Below are 16973 nucleotides of genomic sequence, written 5' to 3' on the forward strand. Positions count from 1 at the left end.
CCGGCTGTCTGAGCGATCGCCCGTGGCTAGGCATTTCGATCGACAAATGCCGGCAGTTATGCTATTGATATGGGCATGGTGCTGATTTGCGCCGCGACCCGCCTCTGGCGGGTTTTTCATTTCAGGCCTCTGGTTCTTTCGAACAATTCCCCACGCAGCAGTGCGAAGCAGACACGTTTCGCAAGCGTGATGTGCATGGTTTCACAAAACGCTTGACGTGAAAGCGCGCCGGATCAATCTTCACTGCTAAGAAAAAAATGCGACTGAGTGGAAACACCCGCAGCCGCCCAACGCATACGTCGATGATGAAGCCTCGCGAAGTCGCGGCCGTCACGAACGGGGAACATCAAAATGGGGAACCCAAACACATGAGCACGATAAGCACTACGCTGGAGCCGCTTGCCGAGAGCAAGCTGCACCGGAATATCGACTGGCGCGGCGCCTTCTGGGTGGCCAGCGGCGTCCCTGCCCTCGTCCTGTTTTCGATCGGCGGCATTGCCGGCACGACCGGCACGCTGGCCTTCGCGATCTGGATCGCCTCCATGATCATGGGCTTCCTGCAATCCTTCACCTATGCCGAGATCGCCGGCCTTTTCCCGAACAAGTCGGGCGGCGCCTCGATCTACGGCGCCACCGCCTGGCTGCGCTATTCCAAGTTCATCGCGCCGCTGTCGGTGTGGTGCAATTGGTTCGCCTGGTCGCCGGTGCTGTCGCTCGGCTGCTCGATCGCCGCCGCCTATATCCTCAACGCGCTGGCGCCGGTGCCGCTGTTCACCGAAACCTCGCCCGATGTCGTCGCCTATATCGCGGCCCATGCCGGCACGAGTGCCGCCGATGCGATCACGGCGGTGACCGCTGCCGCGACGCCGGCGATCCGCAACTGGACGCTGTACAGCCACACTCTGGGTCCGGTCTCCTTCACTTTCAATGCCACCTTCTTCATCGGCGCGGTGCTGATGCTGATCATCTTCTCCATCCAGCATCGCGGCATTCTGGGCACCGCCAATGTGCAGAAATATATCGGCCTGCTGGTCATCATCCCGATGCTGATCGTCGGCGTCGTGCCGATTTTCACCGGCCAGATCAACTGGGCGAATTTTTCGCCGCTGGTGCCGCTGGCCGCCGCCTACGCGCCGGAGCCCGGCGCCTGGAACATCGCCGGCTGGACGCTGGTGCTTGGCGGCATGTTCATCGCCGCCTGGTCGACCTACGGTTTCGAGACCGCCGTCTGCTACACGTCCGAATTCAAGAACCCCGGCACCGACACGTTCAAGGCCATCTTCTATTCCGGCCTGCTCTGCATGCTGCTGTTCATCCTGGTGCCGTTCACCTTCCAGGGCGTGCTCGGCTTGAACGGCATGCTGGCCACCCCGATCGTCGACGGCTCCGGTGTCGCCGACGCGCTGGCCGGCATGGTCGGTGGCGGAGCGCTGATCCACAGCCTGCTGGTGATGCTGATGATCCTGGCTCTGGTGCTGTGCATCATGACGGCGATGGCGGGTTCTTCGCGCACGCTCTACCAGGGCTCGGTCGACGGCTGGCTGCCGCGCTACCTCAGCCACGTCAACGAACATGGCGCACCGACGCGGGCGATGTGGACCGACCTTTGCTTCAACCTGATCGTGCTGGCCATCGCTTCGGCCGACGCGACGAGCTTCTTCTTCATCCTCGCCGTGTCGAACTGCGGCTACATCATCTTCAACTTCCTCAACCTCAACGCCGGCTGGATACACCGCATCGACAACGGCCATATCGCGCGACCGTGGAAGGCGCCGAGCTGGCTGCTCGGCGTCGGCGCCACCTTCGCCTATGTCAACGCCATCTTCATGGGCGCCGGCGCCAAGGTCTGGAACCCGATGGCGCTATGGGCCGGACTGATCACCGCGGCCTTGATCATCCCGGTGTTCTGCTTCCGCCACTACATCCAGGACGGCGGCAAGTTCCCCGACCATATGCTGGCCGACCTCGGCATGAGTTCGTCCGATCTGGCGGTCAAGAAGGCGGGAATGCTGCCCTACCTGACGCTGGTCGCCGGCGTGGCGGTGATGCTGCTCGCCAACTGGTATTTCGTCATCTGACCTCGTAAATGAAAAGGAACGGGCGCGCTTCGGCGCGCCCGATCCCTTTTCGGCTGGCGCAATCGATCTATTCGGCAGCCAGCGCCAGTTGCGGCTTTTCGGCTTTTTGGCTCAGCTCCAGATCGTCCGTCTGCTCCGCCGCCTCGTGCTTCTTGGGCTCGCGGCCGAAGAACAGAGCGTAGCCCGCCGGCAGCACCAGGATGGTCAGCACGGTGGCAACGAGAATGCCGCCCATCATGGCGTAGGCGAGCGGCCCCCAGAACACGGCGCGTGAGATCGGGATCAGCGCCAGCACCGCCGTCAGGGCGGTCAGCGTGATCGGCCGGAAACGGCGCACGGCCGAACCAATGATCGCTTCGGATCGCTCCATCCCCGCCGCTATATCCTGGTCGATCTGGTCGACCAGGATGATCGAGTTGCGCATGATGATGCCGAGCAGCGCGATGACGCCGAGGATGGCGACGAAGCCGAACGGCGCACCGCTGATCAAAAGGGCCGCGGCAGCACCGATGATGCCGAGCGGGCCGGTCGCCAGCACCAGCATCGCCTTGCCGAAATTCTGCAGCTGGATCATCAGGAGCACGACGATGATGGCCAGCATGATCGGCGCCTTGGCGGCGATCGAGGCCTGGCTTTCGGCCGAATCCTCGGCACCGCCCTGGATCTCGATCTTGTAGCCGGGTGCCAGCCCATCGCGCAGACCCTGCATGTCCTTGTACAACTTGGTGACGACGTCGTTGGACTGCACGCCGTCGGGCAGCGTTGCCCGCACGCTGATGGTCGGCAAGCGGTCACGCCGCCATTCGATGCCTTGCTCCAGCACCGGCACCACCTTGGCGACCTGCGACAGCGGCACGAAGCCGCCGAAGTCGGTCGGGATATAGACGGAGTCGACCGAGGACAGCAGGCTGCGGCTGGCATCCGGCTCGCGGGCGACGATGGACACCGTCTCCTCGCCGTCGCGGAAGTCGTCGAGCGGCGCACCGGACATGGTCGCCTGCAGCATCTGGCGGATGCGCTGCGAGGTGACGCCGAGTGCACGGGCGCGATCCTGGTCGATGACCAGCTTCATCGCCGGCACCGGTTCGAGCCAATCGTCATGGACGGCGCCAAGCAGCGGATCTTCGCGGAACTTGGCCTTCACCTGGTCGGCGATGCGGCGCACCTCCTGGCGGTCCGGACCCATGACACGCATCTGCACCGGCCAGCCGGTCGGCGGGCCGAGGAACAGGCGGTCGACCTTGGCGCGGACCGACGGGAAGTCCTCGGCCAGGACGGTGCGCAGCTTGACGATCAGCCTTTCGCGGGCCGGCTCGTCATTGGCCATCACCAGAAGCTGGGCGAAGTTCGGATTGCTCAGCTGCTGGTCGAGCGGCAGGAAGAAGCGCGGCGCGCCTTCGCCGATATAGGTGGCGATGAAACGCTTGTCCTTGTCGTCCATCATCTTGGCTTCAAGCGCCTTGGTCTGCACCTCGACTTCCTTGATGCTGGTGCCCTCCGGCAGCCAGAGGTCGACGAGGATTTCCGGCCGCGACGATTGCGGGAAGAAGTTCTGCGGGATGAACTGGAACGCCCACAGGCTGGTGCCGAAGGTCACCAGGGTCATGACAAGCACGATGATGCGGTGGCGCACGGCCCAGCCGACGGTCGAGCGCAGCCGGCGGTAGAAGCGGGTGTCGAAGACATCGTGATGGCTGCCGGCATGCTTGCGCTGCTTGAGGATCATGTAGCCGAGCCACGGCGTGAAATAGACCGCGACGAACCACGAGACGATCAACGCGATGCCGACGACATAGAACAGCGTGCGCACATATTCGCCAGCCGTCGAGGCGGCGAAGCCGACCGGGATGAAGCCGGCGGTGGTGATCAGCGTGCCGGTCAGCATCGGGAAGGCGGTCGAGGAATAGGCGAAGCTCGCCGCCTCGATCTTGACCAGCCCCTCTTCCAGCTTGCGCTCCATCATCTCGACGACGATCATGGCGTCGTCGACGAGCAGGCCGAGCGCAATGATCAGCGCGCCGAGCGAGATGCGCTGCAGGTCGATGCCGAGCTCGTACATGATGGCGAAAGTGGCGGCCAGGACCAGCGGAATGGCGATGGCGATGACCAGGCCGGAACGCCAGCCGATCGACAGGAACGAGACGACGAGGACAATCAGCAGCGCTTCGCCGAGCGCGTGCATGAATTCGGCGACCGCATCCGTGACGACGCCCGGCTGGTCGGAGATCTGGTCGACCGAAACGCCATAGGGCAGCGCCTCTTCAAAGCGCTTGTAGGTCGCCTCGACCTCCTTGCCGACATCGGTGACCTTGAAGCCCTTGGCCATGACGACGCCAAGCTGCACGCTGTCATGACCGTTGAAGCGGTATTTGCGCTGATAGGGATCTTCCAGCCCCGACGTCACCGTGGCGATGTCGCCGAGCCGGGTGACCTGGCCGCCGGCGCTCAGGCGCAGGTTGCGGATATCCTCCACCTTGCTGACGTCGCCCTCGACGGAAATGCGCACCGAGTTGGTGCCGGTGTCGACGGAGCCTGCCGGGTCGACATTGTTCTGTCCTTTGATCGCGTTCTGGAGATCGGTCAGCGTCAGGCCGCGTTCGGCGAGCGCCTTGGAGGAGATGTCGATGTAGAGCTTTTCCGGCTGGTCGCCGATGATGACGGCCTTCTCGACGCCAGGCGCGCTCAAAAGCATGTCGCGCGCTTGGATGGCGAACTTCTTCAACTCGGGATAGCTGAAGCCATCGCCGCTGATCGAATGCAGCGTGATGAAGGTGTCTCCGAATTCATCGTTGAAATAGGGACCGAGCAGGCCTTTCGGCAGGTCGCCTGATATATCGCCGACCTTCTTGCGGACCTGATAGAAGGCGTCCGCCACCTCGGCGGCGTTGGTGTCGCCCTTGATCTGGACGGTGATGATGGCGCTGCCGGCGCGGGTGAACGAGCGCACGAAATCGAGATGCGGCGTTTCCTGCAGCTTGCGTTCGATTTTGTTGACGACCTGGTCTTCCATCTCCTGGATCGAGGAGCCCGGCCAGATCGCCTGGACGACCATCACCCGGAAGGTGAAATCGGGATCTTCCTTCTGGCCCATGCGCATCAGGCCGAGCGCACCGGCAATGATGATCAGGCCGAACAGGAACCGGGCAATGGAGGGATGGCCGATTGCCCAGCGCGACAGGTTGAAGGGCCGCTTCTCGTCCGTGGAATTGGTCATCGATGCAGGTCCATCTGTTTAGCGCAACAAGATCGAAGTTTCGGTGGTGGCTTCCGGGCGGCAAGGCTCTCCGAGCGGAGAAACACTCATCGCGGTTGGGGACGCGAAAATTGATGCGCGGGGGGTCACATCAATCGAGCGCCTCGGTTCGAGCGTTTGCCGCCCGGAAACCAGCGGCTGCGGAAACGCGTAGCCGGTGTTTGTCGTCAGCGCACCTGCCTGGTGTCGCTGTCTCCCGCAGATGCGGACTGCACGGTATCGCCGGTGAGTTTCACTTTCAGGTTCTCGGTCATGAACTGCGTGCCGGCAGCGACCACGACGTCGCCGGGCTTCAATCCGTCGGCGACCCGCACGCCATCGGCGGCGAACTTGGCGACCGTGACCGGGCGGGCATGGACGGTGTCGGCGCCACGATCGACGGTCCAGACGATCGACCGGCTGTCTTGCTCGGCCAGCGCGCTCAGCGGGATGGAAACGAGCTGCCGCTCATTGGCCGCCGATGCTTCGACGCTGGCGGTCATGCCGAGCAGCACGCGCGGATCGTTGGGCAGGCTGACACGGACGGCAAAGGTGCGCGACTGCGGATCGGCGCTGCCGGCGACTTCGCGGACCTTGCCGTCGAGCGCGAGCGCGTCGTCGGACCAGAAGCCCGCCTTGACGATCTTGCCCGGCTTGAACTCGGCGATTTCCATTTCCGGAACCGCGATCAGCACTTCCTTTTCGCCATCGACCGCGACGGTGACAACCGGCGTGCCGGAGCCGACCACCTGGCCGACATCGGCGCTGACAGCGGTGACGATGCCGTCCCTGTCGGCCTTGAGGTCGGTATAGCCGGCCTGGTTTTTGGCCTGTTCAAGCGATGAGCGAGCGGAATCGCGGGTGGCGACCGCCTGGTCATAGGTAAGCGTCGCCTGTTCGAGCTGCGATTTCGGTGCAAAATTCTTGGCAAAAAGCTGCTCGGCGCGCTTGCGGGCAAGCTCGACAGTCTCGACCTGCCGCTCGGCGGCGTCGAGCGCTGCCTGAGCGCTTTTGACCGACAGGTCGTAGTCGATAGGATCTATGCGGGCGAGCACGTCTCCCGAGGCCACATGCTGACCGATGTCGACAAGGCGCTCCGTGATCTTGCCGTTGACCCGGAACGCCAGGGCGCTTTCGGTACGGGCCCGCACGGAACCAGAATAGGAGAGCGTGCGGGTGTCATGCGCCTGGGCGATCTCGACGACCTTGACCGGGCGGATGATGTCCTTGACCTCGGCTTTCTCCTGCGAGCAGCCGGCAAGCCCGAGCGCCGCGACGATCAGGCCGGCGACCGGAAGCTTGCGAAGGATGGAACGGGACAAAGACATCTTGCTACTCCGACTGGAGATGAATGGTCGACACCGGCACCAGCGTGCGGCGCTATTTCAGGGCCTTGATTGCATAATCGATGAGGTCGTCGGGCATCGCCCGATTGGTCTTGGCAAGACACTGCGCGACCATCTGCGGATGGCACAGGATGACTGTGGCGGCGCCGAAGCAGCGCGACGCGATCACCGGATCCTGCTCCCTGAACTCACCGGCCTCGATGCCATCGCGGATGACTTCCGCGAACAGATCGTGGATGCTGTCGACGTGCTTGTCGATGACGCCCCAATCCCGTTCGAGCGCAACGATCACCATTTCATGGACCTTCTGCTCGTCGAGCATGACTTCCATCGTCATCTTGTACTGCGCATGCACGTAGCGCCGAAGCCGCTCTTCGGCGCTGATCGGCAGGTGGCAAATCTCATAGGCCATCTTGTAGCTGGCACCGAGCATCCGGCCACAGACGGCCTGGTGGATTTCGACCTTGGTGGCGAAGAAACGGTAGATGTTGGCCGGCGACATGCCGAGTTCACGGGCGATGTCGGCGACATTGGTCTTGCCGTAGCCGTAGTGCCGGAACAGGCGCTCGGCGCAGTCGAGAATGCGCGTCACATTTTCCTGTCGGGCGACCTCCTGTCGGGCCGCGTCAGCGACTATGTTGGCGACTTCGGACATGGCTCTCTTTGTTTACGACTGACGAATTTCAATTTTCGTCAATCGTAAATCGAAATGGCCGACCTGTCAACGCGAAATCGATGTACGCGTACGATTGGTGACAGCTGGTGACATCCCAACAGACGTGACCAGGCGGCCCGAGGATGCGGGCCGCTGAAAATATTTTCGCGAGAGGGCTGCGCGAGACTTCAGGCGACCTTGGCCATTTCCCGCAGCCGGAACTTCTGGATCTTGCCGGTCGAGGTCTTCGGGATTTCGGCGAAGATAACCGCCTTCGGCACCTTGAAGCGGGCAAGCAGTGCGCGGCAGTGCTCGATGATCTCGGCCTCGGTCGCCGACTTGCCGGGCTTCAACTCGACATAGGCGACCGGCACCTCGCCCCATTTGTCATCGGCCCTGGCGACGACGCCGCAAGAGGCAACCGAGGGGTGCTTGTAGAGCGCATCCTCGACCTCGATCGAGGAGATGTTCTCGCCGCCGGAGATGATGATGTCCTTGGAGCGGTCCTTGAGCTGGATATAGCCGTCGGCGTGCATGACGCCGAGATCGCCGGAGTGGAACCAGCCGCCGGCAAAGGCTTCGTCGCTCGCCTTGCGGTTCTTCAGATAGCCCTTCATGACGATGTTGCCGCGGAACATGACCTCGCCGATGGTTTCGCCATCCGCCGGCGTCGTCCGCATTGTCTCGGGATCCATGACGGTCAGGCCTTCGAGCGCTGCATAGCGCACGCCCTGCCGCGCCTTCTTGACACTGCGCTCGCCCTTTTCGAGATCGTCCCAGGCGCTGTGCCATTCGTTGACGACCGCCGGGCCATAGGTCTCGGTCAATCCGTAGAGATGGGTGACGGCAAAGCCGGCATCGGCCATGCCCGACAACACGGCCTCCGGTGGCGGAGCAGCCGCGGTGTTGAAGGTGACGGTCTGCGCGAATTCGCGCTTGTCCTCGTCCTTCGCATTGATCAGCACCGACATGACGACCGGTGCACCGCACAGATGGGTGACGCCGTGGTCGGCGATCGCATCGTAGATCGGCTTCGGCCGCACCCAGCGCAGGCAGACATGGGTGCCGGCCTGGACGGCGAGCGTCCACGGGAAGCACCAGCCATTGCAGTGGAACATCGGCAGCGTCCATAGATAGACGGCGTGCTTGGCCATGCCGGCATGGATGGTGTTGGTGTAGGCCATGAGGGCAGCACCCCGATGGTGGTAGACGACGCCCTTCGGATTGCCCGTGGTACCGGAGGTGTAGTTGAGCGAGATCGCGTCCCACTCATCGTCGGGCATCGACCAGGCGAAGTCCTCGTCGCCGCTTGCGATGAAGTCCTCATAGTCTGATGTGCCTATGCGTTCGCCCTTCGGATAGGGCGCGTCGGCGGCGTAGTCGGGATCATCGTAGTCGATGACCAGCGGCTTGACCTTGGCCAGTTGCAGGGCCTGCTTGACGACGCCGGAGAACTCGCGATCGACGATCAGTATCTTGCTCTCGGCATGGTCGAGCTGGAAGGCGATGACTGCGGCATCGAGGCGGGTGTTGAGCGAGTGCAGCACCGCCTTGGTCATCGGCACGCCGAAATGCGCTTCCAGCATCGGCGGTGTGTTGGACAGCATGACGGTGACGGTGTCGCCCTTGCCGATGCCGCGCTTCTGAAGGGCCGAGGCAAGCTTCAGCGACCGGCGCCAGAAAGCGCGATAGTCGATGCGCTGGCGGCCATGGATGATGGCGACATGGTCGGGATAGGTCTTTGCCGCGCGCTCCAGATAGGTGAGCGGCGTCAGTGGCTGGTGGTTGGCCGCGTTCTTGTCGAGATCCTGTTCGTAGGGATTGCCCATCCCATCCTCCCCGAGTTTCTTCTTTGAGATGTTCTAATCACAGGCTCGGGCCGCGTCACCACCAACGATGCCGCGATAGAGCGCATTTGGCATAATGATGATCTAGATTCAGCTGATGAAAAGGCATCGTATGCCTTGGCCTGGTTTGACTTTTGTCGAAGGCCGTGAATAATGTCAGCCGAGGAGACGGCATGGCGATCCGACCGGCAGAACAGCTCATCCACAAGGCCGCCTGGCTCTACTACGCCCATGGCCTGCGGCAGGACCAGGTGGCGAGCCAGCTCAACATTTCCCGTGCCTCGGTCGCCATGTATCTGCGCAAGGCGCGCGAGACCGGCATCGTCAACATCTCGACCTCGACCCAGCTTTTCACCGACGATGTGCTGGCGCGCAAGCTCGAGGATGCGCTGAGCCTCGACGCCGTCTGGATCGCGCCGGAAAACGACCATATCGCCGATCCGTCGACGGAAATCGCCGTGCTGGCGGCGAGCGTCTTTCTCGAGCTGGTCAAGAAGGGCGACCGCATTGGCGTCGCCTGGGGCCGCACCGTCTATATGATCGCCGACATCATGTCCTATGCCGACCTGCAGGACGTCACCGTGGTGCAGCTCTGCGGCAATCTCGGCGCGCCCTATTCCTACCGGCCCGACCAATGCACGATGGAAATCGCGCGCCGGCTCAACGCCAAGGGCCTCAACTTCTACGCGCCGCTGGTGCTGTCGACGGAAGATCTGGCGCGCGCGCTGCGTGCCGAACCGGTGATCCGGGAGCAGTTGTCGGGCGTAGGTGAATGCGATCTGGCGCTGTACTCGGTCGGCGCGGTCGACGCCGACAGCCATCTGGTCAAATGCGGCGCGCTGACATCAGGCGAAATGGCGGAGCTGCGCAGCCGAGGTGCTGCCGGCGTCATAGCCGGGCAGATCATCGACGCCGACGGCAAGGTGCTCGACTGCAGCTACAACCGCCGGGTGATCTCGGCCGAGCTTGCCTCGTTGCGCGCCATCGCCAGGCGGCTGATGGTCGTGCAGGAGGACAGTAAGTTCGAACCGCTGCTCGCGGCGATCGCCGGCGGACTTTGCACGCATCTGGTGGTCGGCGCACGCATGGCGCAGCGGCTGCTGGATCACGCTGGAGCGGCGACAGAAAAGGCCTCCTAGGAAACACAAACTTCCGTTGCCGGCGCATTGTCATCAAGGCGTCGCGGCATTCCTGTTTCACCATCAAAGACAACAACCGGACGAAGCGAACATGAAGAACCTGTGGAATGACGACGCAGCCGAAAAACTCGTTGCCGACTATGCAAAGAAGGGTGTCGAGCGCGACCTGGCGCTGCGCGTCTACACGACCCGGCTGCTGGGCGGCGAGCCGCGGCTGGTCCTGCATGGCGGCGGCAACACGTCCTGCAAGACGACCGCCACCGATCTCGTCGGCGACCAGTGGGACGTGCTGTGCGTCAAGGGCAGCGGCTGGGACATGGGTGTCATCGAGCCGCAGGGCCTGCCGGCGGTCAAGCTCAAGCCGCTGCTCAAGGCGCGCGCGCTGAACAGATTGGCCGACGAGGACATGGTTGCCCTGCAACGCGCCAACCTCATCGACCCGTCCTCGCCCAACCCTTCCGTGGAAACGCTGCTGCATGCCTTCCTGCCGCACAAATTCGTCGACCACACGCATTCGACCGCCATCCTGGCCATCGTCGACCAGGAGGACAGCAAACGGCTGGTGGAGACGGTGTTCGGCGCGAAGATGGGTTACGTGCCCTACATCATGCCGGGCTTCGACCTCGCCAAGGCGGCTGCCAATATTTTCGACGCCGATCCGTCGGTCGAGGGCCTGATCCTCGACAAGCATGGCATCTTCACCTTCGGCGACGACGCCAGGCAGGCCTACGACCGGATGATCCACTATGTGAATGTCGCCGAAGACTACGTCGCTGAGAATGCCAAGCCGCAAGCGGCAAAGGCAGCGTTGCCGGCAATGCTCGCGACACCGGCGGCTATCGCGCCGATGCTGCGCGGCGCCGTCGCAGTGGCGCGCGGTGAAGGCCGTTTCGACCGCATGATCAGCGACTTCCGCACCTCGGAGGCGATCGTCGATTTCATCAATTCGGCTGAGATCGCCGACTATGCCGGGCGCGGCGTGTCGACGCCCGATCTGTCGATCCGCATCAAGACTGGACCGATGGCACTGCCGGCGCCCGATGCCGACAAGGTCGGCGACTACAAGGCCGTGATCAAGGATCACGTCGAGGCCTTCGCCAAGGACTATCGCGCCTATTTCGAGACCAACGATGCGCTCGACGACGTCAAGCGCACCATGCTCGACCAGATGCCGCGGCTGACCCTGGTGCCGGGCCTCGGTATGTTCGGCCACGGCCGCACGCTGAAGGACGCGAAGATCGCCTCGGATGTCGGCGAGATGTGGATCGAGGCGGTGCGCGGCGCCGAAGCGGTCGGCCGGTTTCATCCGCTCTCCAAGGCCGACCTCTTCCCGCTCGAATACTGGTCGCTGGAACAGGCCAAGCTCGCTTCCAACAAACCGAAGCCGCTGACCGGCCAAGTGGTGCTGATCACCGGCGGCGCCGGTGCGATCGGGGCGGCGACAGCCAAGCTGTTCGCAGACAACGGTGCCCATGCCGTCGTTGTCGATCTCGACGCAGATAAGGCAGCCGAGGCGGCGAAGAAGGCCGGCAACAACTCGATCGGTGTTGCCGCCGACATCACCGACCCGCGCCAAGTGCGTGCCGCTTTCGACAGGGCGGTTGCCGTGTTCGGCGGCGTCGACATCCTGGTCTCCAATGCCGGTGCCGCCTGGGAAGGCCGGATCGGCGAACTCGACGATGCGCTTTTGCGCAGGAGTTTCGAGCTCAATTTCTTCGCTCACCAGTCGGTGGCGCAGAATGCCGTTCGCATCATGCTCGAACAGGGCACCGGCGGCGTGCTTCTGTTCAACACGTCCAAGCAGGCGGTCAATCCGGGTCCGAAATTCGGCGCCTACGGCGTGCCGAAGGCGGCGACGCTGTTCCTGTCCAGGCAGTACGCGCTCGACTACGGCGCGCACGGCATCCGTTCGAACGCCGTCAACGCCGACCGCATCCGCTCGGGCCTTTTGACCGACGCCATGATCGCTAGCCGCTCGGGCGCGCGTGGCGTCTCGGAGAAGGACTACATGTCCGGCAATCTGCTCGGCCAAGAAGTGACGGCGCAGGACGTGGCGCAGGCCTTCCTGCACCACGCGCTGGCCGATCGCACCACCGCCGATGTGACGACCGTCGACGGCGGCAACATCGCGGCGGCGATGCGGTAGGCGAAAGTCTTGCCCTTACAATCCCCCGCCGCGTGACAGGGGATTGCAAGGCGCATGAGAATCCTAACAAAGATTGTTAGATCTTGTTAGGCGTGGTATGGGGTGGGGATGAAAAACGAACCCATGCGCACCCTTACCATATCGCTCACGCCACAGCAGGCCGCTCGCTTGCAAAGCGCCATAGAAGGTGGCGGATATGCCTCCAACAGCGAGATTGTCCGCGACGCCTTGCGCTTGTGGGAGCAGCGTGAGGAATTGCGAACCCTGGAGCTCGATCACTTGAAGCGGGCCTATGCTGACGGCATAGCCAGCGGCCAGCCGGTGGAAGTCGAACCCGCTGAGTTCATACGCGGCCTGAAGGCAGAACGCCGCGCCCGTGGCTAGATACCGGTTTACACCTCGCGCCTCGCAGGATTTGCGAGACATCTGGCATACAATCGCAATCGACAACGAAAAAGGCAGCGGACAAGCTGCTTATGAGCAGTTTTGAAAAGCTGGAACTGGCGGCACAGCACCCCAAGATGGGCGCGGCTCGGCCGGAGTTGAGCATGACGGCCCGTATACTCGTCGAAGGCCGCTACATCGTCATCTACGAACCGCAGTCGGAAGGTGTCCTGGTCGTGGCGATTGTCCACGGGATGCGCGACCCGGAACACTGGATGTAACGAAAGGAGCGGCGCGAGCGCCGCTCCTTCCTTCGCCGGATAGTCAAATTACTTGGCGTTCGGGTTCGGCATCCAGGCCGGCATCGCGACGTCGGCATGGGCGAACTGCGGCAGCTTCGCCGACAGGTCTTCAATGTTCTTGATGTCCTTGTCGACGAGGTCCTTCTGGGTGATCAGCGTCGGCGGCACGACGACGTTGTGGCCGGGGTCTTCACCGGCCAGCAGCTGTGCCAGCGCGCGCACCGAGACCTGGCCGACGACGGCCGGATTGGTGGCGGCGGTCGCCGCCCAGGCGCTGTCGGGTTCACGCATCGCGGCGATATCGGACGTCGAGATGTCGGCCGAGTAGATCTTGATGCCCTTGTTTAAGCCCGCCTCGTCGACGGCGATCTTCACGCCCTTGGCGAATTCGTCATAGGGGGCGAACATCACCTTGATGTCGGGGTGGGCCGACAGCACCGAACGCGCCTGGTTGGCGACGGAGTTGGCGATCGGGTTGTCGAGCGTGCCGAACATCGCGACTTCGCTGATTCCGGCATGCTTCTTCTTGACGTCGACCCAGGTCTCGTTGCGGCGGTCGAGCGGCGCGATGCCGGCGACATAGACATAGCCGGCCTTCCAGCTCTCGCCATTGTCCTTGACCGCCTGCTCGAGAGCGAGGCGGGCCAAGTCGCGGTCGGACTGTTCGACCTGCGGGATCTTGGGGTTTTCGACATTGACGTCGAAGGCCACCACCTTGATGCCGGCATCGACCGCGCGCTGGGCGGCGTCCTTCATCGATTCCGTCAGGCCGTGCTGGATGATGATGCCTTGCACGCCAAGCGCGATGGCCTGGTCGACCATGTCGGATTGAAGGGCGGCGTCCTGGCGGCTGTCGAGCACGCGCAGGTCGATGCCTAGCGCCTTCGACTGCGCCTCGACGCCGCTGAGATAGGCCTGGAAGAAGTCGCCGGTCGAGAGATAGCGCACCAGCGCGATCTTGACGCCGGGCTTGTCGAAAGGCGCCGGCTTGTCCGCGGCCAGCGCCGGGAACTGCATCAGCATGGTTGCCCCGGCCAGCCCGAGTGCCACCTTCCCCAGAAGTCTTCTCGTAATGTTCACCTTGTTTCCTCCACTCTTGTTGAACCCAAATCCTATCCGGTCGAAAGCTACCTCCTGCCCCTGCCCGAAAGGGCGAAGGTGAAGACAAGGGCGACGACCAGAACCACGCCCTTGACGAAATCCTGCGTGTAGTAAGGCGCGTTCATCATCGTCAGGCCTTGCAGCAGGATGCCGACGAACAGCGCGCCGACGGCAGTGCCGAAGGCGTTCGGCTTGGCGGCGCCGAGCACCGCGTAGCCGATGAGCGCCGCGGCGACAGCGTCGAGCAGCAGATTATTACCCGAGGCGATGTCGCCGCGTCCAAGTCGGGCGGCGAGCAAAATGCCGCCGATCGAGGCAAAAACTCCTGAAATAACGTAGGCCCAGATCTTGTATGCCTTGACAGGCGCACCGGCGAGTTCGGCAGCGCGTTCGTTGCTGCCGACCGCATACATCATACGCCCGAAACGCGTGTATTCGAGGAAGAACCAGATCAGCACGGCGAGCACGAGCAGCACGACCACCGACACCGGAATGAGGTTCGGGATGAAGAAGTCGAAGCGGTGGCGGCCGAGCGCCAGGAAGGCGTCGCTGAACTTGCCATTGGCGACCGAACCGTCCGGCATGGTCATGCCGGTGGCGATCGAGCGGCCCTCGGTCGGGATGCGTTGCAGGCCGACCAGCAGGAACATCATGCCGAGCGTCGCCAGGAGATCGGGCACGCGCATGTAGACGATCAGCCAGCCATTGATGAGGCCGACAATGGCGCCGATGAGCAGGCAGACGACGACCGCGACGAGAGCGTTCTGCTCCAGCACCACCATGACATAGGCCGCCGCCATCATGGCTGATGTGGCGACCGAGCCGATCGACAGGTCAAAGCCGCCGACGACGAGCGTGGCGGTGACGCCGAGCGCCAGAACGCCGGTGATAGCGACCGACTGGAAGATGAAGACGGCACTTTGCGGCGAAACGAAACCGTCGGCGGCGATCGCGAAATAGGCGATCAAACCGAACAAGAGCACGATGAAACCGTAGCGGATAGCGTAGTCGCGCAACGTCATTCAGCGCCCCCGCGCGCCGCTGCGATTTTTACCCAACTCGAACCCATGGTCTCTCCATTCCAATTCCTTGCCGCCACGCTCAGGCGGCGCTGTGCAGCGGTCCGCCGGCGACCTCGGCCAGCAGGCGGTCGAGATCGACATCGGCATTGCGGTGTTCGCCGACGATGGTTTGCTCGGACATCACCAGGATTCGGTCGGCGGTCTCCAACGCCTCGTCGAGCTCGGTGACGAACAGCAGCGTGGCGCGGCCTTTGGCGCTTGCCCTGAGCTTGGCGGCAATGTCGCGCCGGGCCGAAATGTCGACGCCCTGGAACGGTTCATCCAGAATGAACAGTCCGGCATCCTGCGCCATCCAGCGGGCGACCATCACCTTCTGCTGGTTGCCGCCGGAAAGCTCCGACATCTCGTCCTTCTCGGAGCGGCACACGATGCCCAGTTCCTCGATCTGCCTGCGCGCGGTGCTGCGCTCCAGACCGCGTCTGAGAACACTGAGGCGCGACATGCGCTTGTGAAACGGCAGGCTGATATTTTCCTGGATATTGAAGCCGCTGACGATGCCGTTCTCGCCGCGATCCTTGGCGACGAGGAACACGCCGGCGGCGATCGCCTCGCCGGTTGTTTCAGGCGCGTAGGGCTTGCCGTTCAGCATCATGGTGCCAGCGAGCGGCTTGCGCACGCCAAACAGCGTCTCGGCCAGCGCGGTCTTGCCCACGCCGACGAGGCCGGTAATGGCAACGACCTCGCCGTCGCCCAGCGTCAGCGAAATCGGCCTGGCGCCCTGCGCTATGCGTAGACCTTCGATCGTCAGGATCGCCTTGGCCGAATTCCTGACGACGATGTGGTCGAGGTGAATCTTGCGCCCGAGCATGGCGTTGACCGCGCCTTCATAGTCGAGCGGTTTCTTGTCGAAGACGCCAGAGATGATGCCGTCGCGCATCGAGACGATCCGATCGGCAAGCCGCCTGATGTCAGACATGCGGTGCGAGATATAGAGGATGGCGACGCCCTGCTCGCGCAGCCTGTCGATCAGCGCGAACAGCCGATCGGCTTCAGCGCTGGACAAAGAGGAAGTCGGCTCGTCGAGGATCAGCACTTTCGGCTGATGCGCCAAAGCGCGGGCGATCGCCACCATCTGGCGATCGGCAAGCGAAAGATCGCTGACGCGCGCTTTGAGATCGATGGCCAACCTCATGCGGTCGGCGACGGCCTTTGCCTGCCGACGCACGCGCGCCGGATTGAACAGGAACGAAGCGCCGCTGCCGCTCAAGCGGTCGAGGGTCAAATTGGTGGCGACATCGAGATCGGCGACGACGCCGTCATTGATGTTCTGGTGCACGGTGACGACGCCGGCGCGGATCGCTTCCGCCGGCGTGTTGGGCGCGAAGGCCTGTCCGGCGAGACTCATCGTGCCGTCGCCGCGCTCATAGACGCCGCTGATGATCTTGACGAGGGTGGATTTGCCGGCGCCGTTGGCGCCCATCAGCACCGTCACTTCGCCGGCATGCAGCTCCAGCGAGACGCCGTCAAGCACCTCGTTATGGCCAAAGGATTTCCTCAGCCCCTCTGCGCGGAACACGGCATTGCCGACCATGCGTTCCTCCCTGACATGACGCTATGGGCTACATCGGCAATTGTCAACACGATTGACAATTGCCAGATCGCTTCCTAGCTTGGCCCGGCCGCCATGCCTCCGTTATGTTCGGAGCGCATATGCGGGAGGA

12 protein-coding genes are annotated in these 16973 nt (G+C 63.2%); 5 read left to right on the plus strand and 7 right to left on the minus strand.

Features of this window, described 5'->3' with window-relative positions; all coding sequences use genetic code 11:
- Positions 1–368: 368 nt before the first annotated feature.
- Entirely contained in the window at positions 369–2078 is a 1710-nt protein-coding gene (locus HNQ71_RS05445) for a trimethylamine N-oxide permease (RefSeq protein ID WP_184871518.1), read from the plus strand.
- Between the two features lie 67 nt (positions 2079–2145).
- Here HNQ71_RS05445 and HNQ71_RS05450 read toward each other — a convergent pair whose 3' ends face one another.
- From HNQ71_RS05450 to HNQ71_RS05465, 4 genes are all read right to left on the minus strand, one after another.
- The gene (locus tag HNQ71_RS05450; protein WP_184871519.1) at positions 2146–5292 is read right to left on the minus strand and encodes an efflux RND transporter permease subunit; all 3147 of its coding nucleotides are present in this window, start codon (positions 5290–5292) and stop codon (positions 2146–2148) included.
- Between the two features lie 206 nt (positions 5293–5498).
- A complete protein-coding gene (locus HNQ71_RS05455; RefSeq protein ID WP_184871520.1) occupies positions 5499–6638 on the minus strand; it encodes an efflux RND transporter periplasmic adaptor subunit in 1140 nt (379 codons plus the stop codon).
- Between the two features lie 52 nt (positions 6639–6690).
- Positions 6691–7311 carry a TetR/AcrR family transcriptional regulator gene (locus HNQ71_RS05460; RefSeq protein ID WP_184871521.1) on the minus strand — a complete coding sequence of 207 codons (621 nt, stop codon included), beginning with the start codon at positions 7309–7311 and terminating at the stop codon, positions 6691–6693.
- Between the two features lie 188 nt (positions 7312–7499).
- Positions 7500–9140 (minus strand): acyl-CoA synthetase, encoded by a 1641-nt coding sequence (locus HNQ71_RS05465; RefSeq protein WP_184871522.1) that lies wholly within the window; start codon positions 9138–9140, stop codon positions 7500–7502.
- Positions 9141–9331: 191 nt separating this feature from the next.
- On the opposite strand from HNQ71_RS05465, the gene HNQ71_RS05470 reads away from it, so the two are divergent.
- The 4 genes from HNQ71_RS05470 to HNQ71_RS05485 all read left to right on the plus strand — a co-directional run bounded on the left by HNQ71_RS05470 (position 9332) and on the right by HNQ71_RS05485 (position 13108).
- Positions 9332–10297 (plus strand): sugar-binding transcriptional regulator, encoded by a 966-nt coding sequence (locus HNQ71_RS05470; protein WP_184871523.1) that lies wholly within the window; start codon positions 9332–9334, stop codon positions 10295–10297.
- A gap of 91 nt (positions 10298–10388) precedes the next feature.
- Positions 10389–12443, plus strand: a complete 2055-nt coding sequence (locus HNQ71_RS05475) for a bifunctional aldolase/short-chain dehydrogenase (protein WP_184871524.1) — start codon at positions 10389–10391, stop codon at positions 12441–12443.
- A gap of 123 nt (positions 12444–12566) precedes the next feature.
- Entirely contained in the window at positions 12567–12827 is a 261-nt protein-coding gene (locus HNQ71_RS05480) for a type II toxin-antitoxin system ParD family antitoxin (RefSeq protein WP_246461202.1), read from the plus strand.
- Between the two features lie 92 nt (positions 12828–12919).
- Positions 12920–13108 (plus strand): type II toxin-antitoxin system RelE/ParE family toxin, encoded by a 189-nt coding sequence (locus tag HNQ71_RS05485; protein ID WP_343068050.1) that lies wholly within the window; start codon positions 12920–12922, stop codon positions 13106–13108.
- A gap of 48 nt (positions 13109–13156) precedes the next feature.
- Here the strand turns inward: HNQ71_RS05485 and HNQ71_RS05490 are convergent, their stop codons facing one another.
- From HNQ71_RS05490 to HNQ71_RS05500, 3 genes are all read right to left on the minus strand, one after another.
- Entirely contained in the window at positions 13157–14209 is a 1053-nt protein-coding gene (locus HNQ71_RS05490; protein WP_184871526.1) for a substrate-binding domain-containing protein, read from the minus strand.
- 47 nt (positions 14210–14256) lie between these two features.
- Positions 14257–15252, minus strand: a complete 996-nt coding sequence (locus HNQ71_RS05495; RefSeq protein ID WP_184871527.1) for an ABC transporter permease — start codon at positions 15250–15252, stop codon at positions 14257–14259.
- A 79-nt stretch (positions 15253–15331) separates the two neighbouring features.
- Complete coding sequence (locus HNQ71_RS05500) at positions 15332–16843, minus strand: sugar ABC transporter ATP-binding protein (RefSeq protein ID WP_184871528.1); 1512 nt, start codon at positions 16841–16843, stop codon at positions 15332–15334.
- Positions 16844–16973: the final 130 nt, after the last annotated feature.

This window comes from Mesorhizobium sangaii (genome assembly GCF_014207355.1).
Classification (GTDB): domain Bacteria; phylum Pseudomonadota; class Alphaproteobacteria; order Rhizobiales; family Rhizobiaceae; genus Mesorhizobium; species Mesorhizobium sangaii.

What these genes read in the sequence shown, in the direction of transcription:
- HNQ71_RS05445 (WP_184871518.1), top strand. Translation starts at nt 369, where the DNA reads ATGAGCACGATAAGCACTACGCTGGAGCCGCTTGCCGAGAGCAAGCTG.
- HNQ71_RS05450 (WP_184871519.1), bottom strand. Translation starts at nt 5,292, where the DNA reads ATGACCAATTCCACGGACGAGAAGCGGCCCTTCAACCTGTCGCGCTGG.
- HNQ71_RS05455 (WP_184871520.1), bottom strand. Translation starts at nt 6,638, where the DNA reads ATGTCTTTGTCCCGTTCCATCCTTCGCAAGCTTCCGGTCGCCGGCCTG.
- HNQ71_RS05460 (WP_184871521.1), bottom strand. Translation starts at nt 7,311, where the DNA reads ATGTCCGAAGTCGCCAACATAGTCGCTGACGCGGCCCGACAGGAGGTC.
- HNQ71_RS05465 (WP_184871522.1), bottom strand. Translation starts at nt 9,140, where the DNA reads ATGGGCAATCCCTACGAACAGGATCTCGACAAGAACGCGGCCAACCAC.
- HNQ71_RS05470 (WP_184871523.1), top strand. Translation starts at nt 9,332, where the DNA reads ATGGCGATCCGACCGGCAGAACAGCTCATCCACAAGGCCGCCTGGCTC.
- HNQ71_RS05475 (WP_184871524.1), top strand. Translation starts at nt 10,389, where the DNA reads ATGAAGAACCTGTGGAATGACGACGCAGCCGAAAAACTCGTTGCCGAC.
- HNQ71_RS05480 (WP_246461202.1), top strand. Translation starts at nt 12,567, where the DNA reads ATGCGCACCCTTACCATATCGCTCACGCCACAGCAGGCCGCTCGCTTG.
- HNQ71_RS05485 (WP_343068050.1), top strand. Translation starts at nt 12,920, where the DNA reads ATGAGCAGTTTTGAAAAGCTGGAACTGGCGGCACAGCACCCCAAGATG.
- HNQ71_RS05495 (WP_184871527.1), bottom strand. Translation starts at nt 15,252, where the DNA reads ATGACGTTGCGCGACTACGCTATCCGCTACGGTTTCATCGTGCTCTTG.
- HNQ71_RS05500 (WP_184871528.1), bottom strand. Translation starts at nt 16,843, where the DNA reads ATGGTCGGCAATGCCGTGTTCCGCGCAGAGGGGCTGAGGAAATCCTTT.